Raw genomic sequence first — 11,589 nt, forward strand, 5'->3', positions numbered from 1 at the left:
TGAACCGCCCTGGATCTCCTGGAGGGTGCTGATCTAGCAAGGGAGACTGATCCCCATGTCAGCACCGAGGAGATACGACGGTGAGTTCCGGGAGCGGGCGGTGCGGATGTACCGCGAGAAGCTCGGCGAGGGCACCGAGTCGAAGCTGGGAGCCCGCAAGCACGTCGGCTCGCTCCTGGACGTGAACCCCGCAACGCTGCGGAACTGGATCGAGGAGGCCGAGCACGCCAGCGGCGCCCGGCCCGCGACCACTCGCTCGAGTGAGTCCGAGGAGGTCCGCGCGTTGAAGAAGCGCGTGGCCGAACTCGAGCGGGCGAACGAGATCCTCAAGACCGCGTCAGCGTTTTTCGCTCAGGCGGAGCTCGACCGCCGACTCAAGTGATCGTGGCCTACATCGACACCTACAGGGACCGGTTCGGCGTCGAGCCGATCTGCGCCGTGCTGTCCGTGCACGGGATAAAGATCGCGCCGTCCACCTACTACGCCCACAAAGCCCGTCCTGTGAGCCAGGCGCTGTTGGAGGAGGCCTACCTCGTCAACGCGCTGGTGACGCTGCACCGGGAGAACTGGGGCGTGTACGGGGTGCGCAAGCTCTGGCATGCCGCCCGCCGCGCCGGCTTCGATGTTGGGCGCGACCAGGTCGCCCGGCTCATGGCCATCGCCGGGATCACCGGCGCAGTGCGGGGACGACACCGCACCACCACGACTCGGCGGTCGGCCCAGGCGCCACGTCACCCCGACCTGGTCAAGCGCGGCTGGCACGTGCCTACTGCGACCGACCAGCTGTGGGTGGCCGACTTCTCCTACGTGTGGACGCTGACCGGGTTCGTCTACGTCGCCTTCGTCGTGGACGTCTACTCCCGCCGGATCCTGGGCTGGCGAGTCGCAACGAGCATGCGGACCTTCCTGGTCACCGACGCCCTACGTCAGGCGATCGACGTGCGTCACCGCGCCGGAGCCCACTGGGAACACGGCCGGCTCGTCCACCACTCCGATGCCGGGTCGCAATACGTATCGCTGGCGCTGACCGCCGAGTTGGCCCAGGCCGGCATCGCCGGATCCATCGGCACCGTCGGCGACGCACTGGACAACGCGCTGTGCGAGTCGACGATCGGACTGTTCAAGACCGAGGCGATCAACGACGGCGGCCCGACCTGGAAGAACCACGCCGAGGTCGAGTGGCAAGTCGCCCGCTGGGTCCACTGGTACAACCACGACCGCCTCCACTCCTCAATCGGGCAGCTGCCACCCGTTGAGTTCGAACACGCTCACCGGCAGGCTACGACCGTGACCCCCGAACCGGAGGTCGCGTAACCAACCACCCTCCGGAAGATCCAGGGCGGTTCAGGGTCAGGCGAGCCGAAGGTCTGTGAGGCACGTGGCCCCGTCGTCGGCGGTGGAGAAGTCCGACGTACCCGTCAAGCCGTCATAGGTGATCTCGATGGTTCCTTCGACGTCGCGCGGCAACCAGAAGCCTGCGAAGCCGTTGTCGAAGGTGGTCACCTCGTCGTTGACGAGCTCTTCACCGCTTGCTTGGTCCAGGATCCGCACCTGGATGTCCTGGCCGGTGAGTTCCCCCTGGCAGGTGGTGAGACTGTGGTAGTAGCAGTCGTGCGTCTGGTTCACGTATGGGGCCACGGAGAAGTAGAACAGGTCGTCAGGCATGTCCAGGGCGAGGTCCTGCTCGCCGTCGGAGAACAGCAGTTCCTCGGACCGGATGGATGCCATGTAGCTGGTGGGGCGTTCTTGACCGCCCAGTCGGTCGAGATGGTCGATCATTTCCGGGACTTCCATCCCGTCCAGGCCGTGGGCGGCGAGAAACTCTCCTTCAGCGCCCTCCACGGACTGCTCGTCGCTGGTGTCCGCGGTCGAGCAGCCAGCCAGTATCAGCACCAACGCCGGGATCGTTGCGGCAAGTCTCTTCACGTTATTTCTCCTGTCTGACGGTGCTCGCTGATCGGACCGGACGGCTCCATGACCTGGCGGGTGCCCGGCACACGGTAGGCAAGCGTTGCGCAGGTGGATCTAGGTATTTCGTCCCGGGCTCGGTCATGTTTCATCAGGGGGCGCTGAAGAGTCTGGGTCGGCACAAGAGATGCCCGGTCATACCAGGGTTTGAAAGTTGGCGACCAGGCCCTGTAGGTACCCCGAGAGCCAACTCCACACCCCGGTGACCATGGCAAGCCCGAGGAGCACGAGCAAGCCGCCGCCAAGCCGTTGGAAGAGGCGGCGGCGGCGGCGCAAGACGTCCAACGCTCGGCGCGAGCGGGACAGCAGCATCGCCCCAGCGACAAACGGGATGCCAAGGCCGAGGCTGTAGGCCAGCACGAGGATTCCGCCGCGGGTGGGGTCGGCTTCGCTGAACGCCAAGCTCAGGACGGCGGCCAAGGTCGGTCCCATGCACGGCGCCCAGCCCAACCCGAAGACGACGCCGAGCAGCGGGGCTCCCCAGACGCCTTGACGCGGGGCCAGGCGCAGGCGTCGGTCGCTTTGCAGCATGGGGATGTACCCCATGAATGCCAGCCCCATGAGCACGACCAGCGCGCCAAGGATTCGCGTGATCGTCTCCACCCACGGGGCCAGCAGGATCCCGAGCCAGGCGAACACCACGCCGAGCAGCACGAACACAGCGGTGAAACCGGCGACGAAGAGCAGTGCACCGGTGAGCAGTCGCCCGTCGCGCACCTTCGTACGTTGCGTCCCTCCGCCGTGCCCGCCAGGTGTCGTCGCTCCGGCCATTCCGCTGAGGTAGCCGACGTAGCCAGGCAGGAGGGGCAGCACGCAGGGGGAGGCGAAGGAGATGAAGCCGGCGATCAAGGCGACCGGGAGTGCGGCGAGCATCGGCCCGGTGAGAACCGTGTCGGCGAAGGCGGCCCCGAGTTGGTCCCAGACCATGGCTGTCACGCCTCCTCAGCGAGCGTGTCATCAATGAGGCCGCGCAGAACGGTCGGATCGATCTGTCCCATGACGCGTGCGGCCACGCGCCCCTGCCGGTCCAGGACCACTGTGGTGGGCATGGCCTGGAGCGGCACGAGTCCCTGGAAGGCGGCGACGGCGGCAGCTCCGCTGTCGTGCACCGAGGGGTAAGGAACCTCGAAGGTCCGCTCGAAGGCTTGAGCGGTCGCGACGTCGTCGCGCGGATTGACCCCCAGCATCTCTACACCCTGGGGGGCATAGTCCTCGTAGATCGCGCCCAGATCGTCGGCTTCCGCCCGGCACGGCGGGCAGGCGGCATACCAGAAATTCACCACCACCACCTCACCGCGCGTGTCGTTCACGTCGACCTCCGCACCGTCATAGGTCACCCCGACCAGGTCGATGGGAGCGTCACGCTGCTCGGGTTCCCACAGCTCCAGCGAACCGTCACCCGAGACGTAACCCGTATCAATGCTGAGGTCTGAGTTGGCACCGGGTGCCGAGGCGCAGCCTGCCAGTGCCATCACCGATGCCAAGCTGGCCGCAACAAACCACCGGTCCACCGGACCTCGACGCCTGTTGTTGGAATTCACGCCTTTCACCCTTTCAAGGGCCCTTTGGGGCTCACGTGCCACTGCCTGCACGAGGCGGGTCATCGAACCGTCCGACCTCATAGTCCTACAACTTCTCCTACGCGTGTTGTTCAGAAGTCTTTTTCGCGCATCGCTACCGATAAGCTGGATCCCATCTGGTCTGCGCGAAAGTTGTCAATTCGACCCGCGCTTCCAACGCCACACCATAGGCCTGGCCCGAACGTTGGCGACCTACGACGCCCGTCCGGTGAGACTCCATGAAGAATCGATGAAGATTCACCGCAAACACTGGCATCCAACCCTCACCTCTGCTCGTCCCCGGCTAACGTCGACGCGGCGTCGAGCACGCGGTGGGCAACTCTGCCAGCAAATCTAATGAGCGGGCCGGCCGAAGGTGCTCTTCTTGCCGGCCCGTCCTGCTGACCCGGCGCCCGACTCGAACTGATCTGGAGAAAGAAACCATGAAATTGAGGACTCGGTTTACGGCAGTTGCGGGCGGAACCGTTCTGGCATTGACGCTTGCCGCATGCGGCAGCGGTGACCAAGATGCAACGACTTCAGCCCCGGCCGGGGACGATAGCTCGGAGACAACCACAGAGAGCACGCTGCAGCCGGAGGTATCCGAGATGCACAACGACGCAGACGTGAACTTTGCCCAGATGATGATCGTCCATCACGAGGGTGCTATCGAGATGGCTGACGTAGCGGTGGAACGTGCCGCCAGTGAGGAGGTGCGCACGCTCGCTGAAGGGATCGCCGCAGCCCAGGGGCCCGAAATCACACAGATGACCTCCTGGCTGGAGACCTGGGGCCAGGAGACCTCTCCGACCGGTGACGGCGGCATGGACCACGGCGGCATGGAGATGGAAGGGCTGACCCAGGAGGAAGCCATGGTCGAGCTGGAGTCGCTGCCGGACGCCGAGTTCGAACTCCGCTTCCTCGAGCTGATGATCGCGCACCATCGCGGCGCGGTGGACATGGCCGAGACCGAACTGGACAACGGAGAGAACCCCGAAGCGCTCGCCCTCGCCCAGACGATGATCGACGACCAGCAAGCGGAGATCACCGAGATGGAAGACATGCTCGAGATTCGTTAATGCCCAACAGATCCGGGCAGCACTCATGAGGGCTCGCTCGAGGCTGAGACCCAGCCGCACGGCCACGCGCCGAGAGCCCCGCCACACGATTCCCCCACCCGGTACGGGGGCCGCCTCGCGGCGTCAGGGGAAGTTCTGCAGTGCGCCGGATGTCAACCGCAAGATGTGAGCCCGCACACATGTCCTCGACCCCTAGAAGGTCACGCTTTACTATCGCTCAGGTAACGTTCCGATAACGAGGAGACGCACCGACGTGTTCGCACCCCCGCGCGGCCGCCACGCACGGCACCGCACCCTTGCCCCCCGGGTCGCCACCGCACTGCTCACCGTCGCCGCGGCGACGTCGATCGCCACGAGCGCCCAGGCCACCGACACCACCGGTGGAGTCCGCACCGTCACCCCGAGCATCCGCACCGACGTCGGCTGGCAGAACCAGGTCGCCAACGCCATCGCCGCCCAGACCAACGCCTACCGCGCGGCCAACGGGCTGTCCCAGCTCACCCGCAGCGGCTCGATCGACTCGGTCGCCCAGTCGTGGTCCAACCACCAGGCGAGCATCGGCTCGATGGTCCACCGCGGCGACTACGGAGCCTCGGCCGTCCCCGGCGGCTCCACCGGCACCATGGAGATCCTGTCCTGGGGCATGTACCCCGACCACGGGGCGGACTACTTCATGAGCCAGTGGCGCAACTCCCCGGTGCACAACAACATCCTGCTCACCGGTTCGTACACGCACTTCGGCGTCGGCGTGGCCGTCTCGGCCGACGGTCGCGTCTTCGCGACGCAGAACTTCGCGACCTACCCGGGCGGCGGCCCGGGCGGCTCCACGCCCGCTCCCGCCGAGCCCGCGCCGGCGGAGCCTGCTCCCGAGCCGGAGCCGGAGCCGCAGGCCGAGCCGCAGCCGGATGCACAGGCCGAGGCCCAGGCGCAGGCCGAGGCCCAGGCCGCACGGACCGACGACGCAGCCTCGCGCGACACCGCCCGCACGGAGCCGGAGCCCGAGCCGGTCCGCCCGCCCGGGACCCCGCGCTTCCTGCTGTCGGACGAGCTCGCCGGCGACGCCGTGCACAACTTCCTCTACGGCGTCGAGGGCGACGAGATCTTCGTCGGCGACTACGACGGCGACGGCACCGACACGATCACGGTGCGCCGCGGCAACGAGCTGCACATCACCGACACCCTGGGTACCGGCCCGGCGGAGCGCGTCGTCGAGCTCGGGGCTGGCGACGGCCACGAGATCGTTCAGGGCGATTTCGACGGCGACGGCACCGACACGTTCGCGGTGCGTCACGGCAACGTCCTGCACATCATCAACGACCTCGACAACCCGGGCGAGATCGAGCTGGCCGCCTTCGGCGCCGACGGCGACACGCTCCTCGTCGGCGACTGGGACGGCGACGGCACCGACACGTTCGGCGTCCGCCGAGGCACCGACGTCGTCTACACGAACGACCCGACCGGCGCGAGCGTCGACGGCGAGTTCTCCCTCGGCGAGGCGACCGACCTCGTCCTCGTGGGCGACTGGGACGGTGACGGCGCGGACAGCCTCGCCCTCCAGCGCGGCGCCGACTTCTTCGTCAGCAACGAGAACGCGGACGGCGCCGAGGTCGAGGAGACCCGGTACGGCCGCGACGGCGACACCGCCGTCTTCGGCGACTTCGACGGCGACGGTTCGGACAGCCTCGGCGTCGTCCGCATCGAGCAGACCCGCTGACCCGGCCCCCCCGGCTGCATCAGCACGACCCGACGGGGTCACCGGTCCCACCCTGGACCGGTGACCCCGTCGCCGTCCGGCCCGGACCAGTCGGCCGCGTGAACGACCTCGGTCGATCTAATCGGCGGGTGCTACCCCGTGATTCGCACGATCGCGGACGGGTGAGCCACCGGGAGGCGATGCTCTTGCTTCACGATGAGGCCATGGCTCCGCACGCTTCCCCTGACGCGAATCTGCCGCGAGTTCTCGTCGTGGACGACGAGGCGCCATTGGCGCGACTGGTAGCGAGCTACCTGGAACGTGACGGCTTCGAGGTCGAGGTCACCGGTGACGGGAACGACGCGGTCGAGCTCGCGCGGCGATGGCACCCCGGCGTGATCGTCCTCGACCTGGGCCTCCCGGGCATCGACGGCATCGAGATCTGCGGGATCGTGCGCACCTTCTCCGACTGTTACATCATCATGCTCACCGCCCGCGTGGAAGAGATCGACAAGCTCCTCGGTCTGTCGGTGGGGGCCGATGACTACATGACCAAGCCGTTCAGCCCGCGGGAGCTCGTCGCCCGGGTGCGGGCGATGCTGCGCCGCCCGCGCCTAGACTCGGGCGACACCCGTCGCTCGGCGTCGTTCGGGCCGCTGACGGTGGACGTCGTAGGCCGGGAGGTGTTCCTCGCCGAGCATCCGGTGGAACTGACCCGCACGGAGTTCGACGTCCTGTCCGCGCTCGCGACACGCCCACACATGGCTTTTTCCCGGCGCGAACTGATCGAGGCGGTGTGGGGGCCGGGCTGGGGCGGCGACGAGCACCTCGTCGACGTACATGTCGGACATCTCCGGCAGAAGCTCGGTGACAAGGCGTCCGCGCCGAAGTTCATCCGGACAGTTCGTGGGATCGGTTACCGGATGGGGCCGGGATGGTGAGCAGCGGCCGGCCGAGGTCATGGGGGTTGGGTGCTCGGCTGCTTGCGGCGATCGTGGCGGTCATCCTCGTGGCAGCGGGCACTGCGTGGGTTGTCGCCGCGGCCATCGGGCCGGTGATCTTCCACGACCACATGCTCATGGCCGAGCCGGCGGAATCGGATGTCGTCGCCCACGCCGAGCAGGCCTTCACCACTGCGTCGACGCTGGCCCTCTCCCTTGCTCTGCTCGCCGGCCTCCTGACATCGGTCGTGGTGAGCGTCCTCGTCACCCGGCGGATCGCCAGGTCGTTGGAACGGGTGCGGCACGCGGCAGCCAAGGTAGCGAACGGGGACTACGAGGCCCGTGTCCCCGAGGTGCACATGGGGTCCGAGTTCGACGATCTCGCGGCGGCTTTCAACACCATGGCCACCGATCTGGGGCAGATCGAACAGACACGCACGCGGATGCTCGGGGATCTGGCCCACGAGATACGCACCCCTGTGGCAACGCTAGACGGCTATCTCGAGGGCATGATCGACGGCGTTGTCCAGGTGGACGAACCGACCTTGGGCATGCTGCGCGAGCAGGCCAGTCGGCTCTCCCGCCTGGCACATGACATCACCCTGGTCACCGCGGCCGGCGAGGGACGGTTGAGCATGCGACAGGAACCACTGGTCGTCGGGGACCTCCTCGACGATGCCTGGGCCCAGGCGCGGGCAGGGTATGCGGACAAAGGTGTCCACCTGCACCTCAGCGGCACCGACAGCGACCGACGCACCACCATCGTGGCCGACCGTGACCGGCTCGGACAGGTGCTGACGAACCTCCTCGACAACGCGTTACGACACACACCCGGTCACGGGCGGGTGGAGCTGGGCGTCCAACGCGACGTGCCCGTCCTCCGGTTGTGGGTCAAGGACAACGGCGACGGAATCACCGCTGAGCACCTGCCGCACATCTTCGAACGCTTCTACCGGGCCGACGCCGCCCGCGACCGCGCACACGGCGGATCAGGGATCGGGCTCGCCATCGTCCGATCCATCGTCGAAGCCCACAGCGGCACCGTGACCGCGACCAACCCCGGCCCGGGCGCCCTGTTCACCATCGACCTGCCTATGAACCACCCTCAGCCCGCGTAGGGCACAGTGGGAAACGTTCAGACGGCTCGACAGTGCGCGGCACTGAGCGGTACAGAGGGCAACTCATCGTCCGGTCGGGCCGGATACGTACGACTGTGGGACGTTGATCTTCGTTCGCTGGGATCAGCGGTGCTGCTCAGTGACTTCGTCGAGAAGCCCGCGCCCGCGCCCGCGCCGATGATGCCCACCCGTGAGCGTTCATCATGTGCTTCCGGGCTGCGCAGCGTTCGCAAAAGCCGGCAGCAGGATGGCGTCGATGAACCAGGGGGCGTCCTCGGCGTTGAGCCGCCCGGCTCGCACTTCCTCGGCCGCCCCGTTGATCACGACGTGGGTAGTGGCCAGGAGCCAGCTGACCGGAAGGTCAGCGCGAAAGGCGCCTTCGTGCTGACCACGCTCGAGCAGGTCGCGCATGCGGGCTTCGGCCTTCTCGTGGTGTTCGCGGATGCGGGCTGCAGGCAGTTCCTTCTGCGCCGCAGCCAGCACGGCCCTCGCCTGGTCCACGAGCACCCAGCTGGAGGCGACGAGCCGCTGGAACGCCTTACGGGCGTCACCGTCCAGTGACACCGCGCGCAGGACCTCCTCACCGCGTTCGAGGCTGTCGATGAGTGCAGCCTCGATGAGTTCGGTACGGGTCGCGAAGTGCCCGTACAGCGTCATGCGGCCCACCCCCGCCTCGGCAGCGATGTCGGCCACCGAGGCGTCGGGGTGCTCGCGGATCGCAGTGACGACCGCCGCCAGGATCTTCGCTCGGTTGCGTTGCGCGTCGGCCCGCTGGTTGGCCGCGCGGCGGTCACCTGCTGCGGGCGCTTGCTGGGGCCCGTCGTTCGTCAGGGGCTTCTTGGCCGCCATGCTCCACCTCAGTACTCGTACGGGAATGTATGAGATAGTCTAACCGCTGCATCTCGTACACACATGATTGAGTTGCGTGGGCGAAGCGCAGAACCCATGGGCACCGTCGAGTAGAAGGAGATCGATGATGACTGCGACACAACACGAGCAAGTAGGCGAAGGGGCCCACCCCAAGCGCTGGCTGGCGCTGGGCCTGTTGGGCACGGCCCAATTCATGTTGATCCTCGACGTCACGGTCGTGGCGATCGCCCTGCCGCAGATGGGACTGGACCTGAACCTGTCACGCGAGGCGATGACCTGGGTGGTGGCCGCGTACACAGTGACCTTCGGCAGTCTGATGCTCCTGGGTGGGCGCAGCGCCGATCTGTTCGGCTCCAAACCGATCGTCTATACCGGGCTGTTCATCTTCACCGCCGGGTCGCTGCTGGCCGGACTGTCCGAGAGCGGCGGCGTCCTGCTCGGCGGCCGAGTCGCGCAGGGCCTGGGTGCAGCGCTGCTCTCACCCGCCGCCCTGTCCGTGGTGGTGCGGCTGTTCACCGGCGACGAGCGCAACCGCGCCCTGGGCATCTGGTCCGCCCTCGGCGGTGGCGGCGCGGCGGTCGGCGTGTTGCTCGGCGGCCTGATCACCGCGGGGCCGGGCTGGCCATGGGTGTTCTTCATCAACATCCCCGTCGGCCTCATCGTGCTGGCAGGCCTGCTGTGGGTGCTCCCACCACTGCCACCTGGCGCCGGCCCGCGGCCATCACTCGACATACTCGGCGCGCTACTGGTCACCGCCGCCACCGGATCGGCGATCTACGCCCTGACCGTGGCTGGTGAGCTCGGTTGGACCAGTCCACAGACTCTTATCGCTGCGGGGGCGGCCGTTGTGCTCTATCTGCTGTTCGGGTGGCGACAGAAGACCGCTGCATCCCCGCTGATGAATCTCAGCCTGCTGGGCCGACGATCTGTGGGTGCCGGGGTTTTCGTGATCCTGATCGCCACCGCGCTGATGGTCGCGGTGTTCTTCCTGGGCACCTTCTACTTCCAGCAGTTTGAACCGCCCTGGATCTTCCGGAGGGTGGTTGGTTACGCGACCTCCGGTTCGGGGGTCACGGTCGTAGCCTGCCGGTGAGCGTGTTCGAACTCAACGGGTGGCAGCTGCCCGATTGAGGAGTGGAGGCGGTCGTGGTTGTACCAGTGGACCCAGCGGGCGACTTGCCACTCGACCTCGGCGTGGTTCTTCCAGGTCGGGCCGCCGTCGTTGATCGCCTCGGTCTTGAACAGTCCGATCGTCGACTCGCACAGCGCGTTGTCCAGTGCGTCGCCGACGGTGCCGATGGATCCGGCGATGCCGGCCTGGGCCAACTCGGCGGTCAGCGCCAGCGATACGTATTGCGACCCGGCATCGGAGTGGTGGACGAGCCGGCCGTGTTCCCAGTGGGCTCCGGCGCGGTGACGCACGTCGATCGCCTGACGTAGGGCGTCGGTGACCAGGAAGGTCCGCATGCTCGTTGCGACTCGCCAGCCCAGGATCCGGCGGGAGTAGACGTCCACGACGAAGGCGACGTAGACGAACCCGGTCAGCGTCCACACGTAGGAGAAGTCGGCCACCCACAGCTGGTCGGTCGCAGTAGGCACGTGCCAGCCGCGCTTGACCAGGTCGGGGTGACGTGGCGCCTGGGCCGACCGCCGAGTCGTGGTGGTGCGGTGTCGTCCCCGCACTGCGCCGGTGATCCCGGCGATGGCCATGAGCCGGGCGACCTGGTCGCGCCCAACATCGAAGCCGGCGCGGCGGGCGGCATGCCAGAGCTTGCGCACCCCGTACACGCCCCAGTTCTCCCGGTGCAGCGTCACCAGCGCGTTGACGAGGTAGGCCTCCTCCAACAGCGCCTGGCTCACAGGACGGGCTTTGTGGGCGTAGTAGGTGGACGGCGCGATCTTTATCCCGTGCACGGACAGCACGGCGCAGATCGGCTCGACGCCGAACCGGTCCCTGTAGGTGTCGATGTAGGCCACGATCACTTGAGTCGGCGGTCGAGCTCCGCCTGAGCGAAAAACGCTGACGCGGTCTTGAGGATCTCGTTCGCCCGCTCGAGTTCGGCCACGCGCTTCTTCAACGCGCGGACCTCCTCGGACTCACTCGAGCGAGTGGTCGCGGGCCGGGCGCCGCTGGCGTGCTCGGCCTCCTCGATCCAGTTCCGCAGCGTTGCGGGGTTCACGTCCAGGAGCGAGCCGACGTGCTTGCGGGCTCCCAGCTTCGACTCGGTGCCCTCGCCGAGCTTCTCGCGGTACATCCGCACCGCCCGCTCCCGGAACTCACCGTCGTATCTCCTCGGTGCTGACATGGGGATCAGTCTCCCTTGCTAGATCAGCACCCTCCAGGAGATCCAGGGCGGTTCA

The 11,589-nt window shown here is 67.3% G+C and carries 10 protein-coding genes, 1 pseudogene and 2 other annotated features; of the genes and pseudogenes, 6 read left to right on the top strand and 5 right to left on the bottom strand.

Annotation, left to right across the window (positions count from 1 at the left end; all coding sequences use genetic code 11):
* The first annotated feature begins 55 nt into the window (after positions 1 to 55).
* Positions 56 to 1,314 (top strand): IS3 family transposase gene (locus tag ACZLMO_RS16540; RefSeq protein WP_425713425.1). Its coding sequence is split into 2 segments (ribosomal slippage): positions 56 to 350 and positions 350 to 1,314, totalling 1,260 coding nucleotides; the frame shifts between segments, so codons are not numbered across the junction.
* Positions 340 to 471, top strand: a sequence feature (AL1L pseudoknot). (Overlaps the previous gene by 132 nt.)
* A gap of 36 nt (positions 1,315 to 1,350) precedes the next feature.
* On the opposite strand, the gene ACZLMO_RS16545 is transcribed toward ACZLMO_RS16540, so the two are convergent.
* The 3 genes from ACZLMO_RS16545 to ACZLMO_RS16555 all read right to left on the bottom strand — a co-directional run bounded on the left by ACZLMO_RS16545 (position 1,351) and on the right by ACZLMO_RS16555 (position 3,509).
* Positions 1,351 to 1,926 (bottom strand): CueP family metal-binding protein, encoded by a 576-nt coding sequence (locus ACZLMO_RS16545; RefSeq protein ID WP_463654366.1) that lies wholly within the window; start codon positions 1,924 to 1,926, stop codon positions 1,351 to 1,353.
* 177 nt (positions 1,927 to 2,103) lie between these two features.
* The gene (locus tag ACZLMO_RS16550; protein WP_463654371.1) at positions 2,104 to 2,895 is read right to left on the bottom strand and encodes a cytochrome c biogenesis CcdA family protein; all 792 of its coding nucleotides are present in this window, start codon (positions 2,893 to 2,895) and stop codon (positions 2,104 to 2,106) included.
* 5 nt (positions 2,896 to 2,900) lie between these two features.
* A complete protein-coding gene (locus tag ACZLMO_RS16555; RefSeq protein WP_463654367.1) occupies positions 2,901 to 3,509 on the bottom strand; it encodes a TlpA family protein disulfide reductase in 609 nt (202 codons plus the stop codon).
* Between the two features lie 626 nt (positions 3,510 to 4,135).
* On the opposite strand from ACZLMO_RS16555, the gene ACZLMO_RS16560 reads away from it, so the two are divergent.
* The 4 genes from ACZLMO_RS16560 (at position 4,136) to ACZLMO_RS16575 (ending at position 8,358) form a co-directional block, all read left to right on the top strand.
* Complete coding sequence (locus tag ACZLMO_RS16560) at positions 4,136 to 4,606, top strand: DUF305 domain-containing protein (RefSeq protein ID WP_463654368.1); 471 nt, start codon at positions 4,136 to 4,138, stop codon at positions 4,604 to 4,606.
* 253 nt (positions 4,607 to 4,859) lie between these two features.
* Complete coding sequence (locus ACZLMO_RS16565; protein ID WP_463654369.1) at positions 4,860 to 6,320, top strand: CAP domain-containing protein; 1,461 nt, start codon at positions 4,860 to 4,862, stop codon at positions 6,318 to 6,320.
* Positions 6,321 to 6,523: 203 nt separating this feature from the next.
* Positions 6,524 to 7,240 (top strand): response regulator, encoded by a 717-nt coding sequence (locus ACZLMO_RS16570; RefSeq protein WP_463654372.1) that lies wholly within the window; start codon positions 6,524 to 6,526, stop codon positions 7,238 to 7,240.
* Positions 7,241 to 7,293: 53 nt separating this feature from the next.
* Positions 7,294 to 8,358 (top strand): HAMP domain-containing sensor histidine kinase, encoded by a 1,065-nt coding sequence (locus ACZLMO_RS16575; protein ID WP_463654370.1) that lies wholly within the window; start codon positions 7,294 to 7,296, stop codon positions 8,356 to 8,358.
* A 201-nt stretch (positions 8,359 to 8,559) separates the two neighbouring features.
* Here the strand turns inward: ACZLMO_RS16575 and ACZLMO_RS16580 are convergent, their stop codons facing one another.
* Positions 8,560 to 9,207: a TetR/AcrR family transcriptional regulator gene (locus ACZLMO_RS16580; protein WP_425713419.1), complete on the bottom strand. Its 648-nt coding sequence runs from the start codon at positions 9,205 to 9,207 to the stop codon at positions 8,560 to 8,562.
* A gap of 127 nt (positions 9,208 to 9,334) precedes the next feature.
* Between ACZLMO_RS16580 and ACZLMO_RS16585 the strand changes: the two are divergent.
* A pseudogene (locus ACZLMO_RS16585) lies at positions 9,335 to 10,237 on the top strand (MFS transporter); the annotation flags it as partial.
* 38 nt (positions 10,238 to 10,275) lie between these two features.
* On the opposite strand, the gene ACZLMO_RS16590 reads toward ACZLMO_RS16585, so the two are convergent.
* Positions 10,276 to 11,534 (bottom strand): IS3 family transposase gene (locus ACZLMO_RS16590; RefSeq protein ID WP_425713425.1). Its coding sequence is split into 2 segments (ribosomal slippage): positions 10,276 to 11,240 and positions 11,240 to 11,534, totalling 1,260 coding nucleotides; the frame shifts between segments, so codons are not numbered across the junction.
* Positions 11,119 to 11,250, bottom strand: a sequence feature (AL1L pseudoknot). (Overlaps the previous gene by 132 nt.)
* Positions 11,535 to 11,589: the final 55 nt, after the last annotated feature.

The organism is Georgenia sp. G2120 (assembly GCF_055326485.1).

Bases quoted from the DNA above. Each gene is read 5' to 3' on its own strand.
- ACZLMO_RS16550 (WP_463654371.1), bottom strand. From the start codon at position 2,895: ATGGTCTGGGACCAACTCGGGGCCGCCTTCGCCGACACGGTTCTCACC.
- ACZLMO_RS16560 (WP_463654368.1), top strand. From the start codon at position 4,136: ATGCACAACGACGCAGACGTGAACTTTGCCCAGATGATGATCGTCCAT.
- ACZLMO_RS16570 (WP_463654372.1), top strand. From the start codon at position 6,524: ATGGCTCCGCACGCTTCCCCTGACGCGAATCTGCCGCGAGTTCTCGTC.
- ACZLMO_RS16580 (WP_425713419.1), bottom strand. From the start codon at position 9,207: ATGGCGGCCAAGAAGCCCCTGACGAACGACGGGCCCCAGCAAGCGCCC.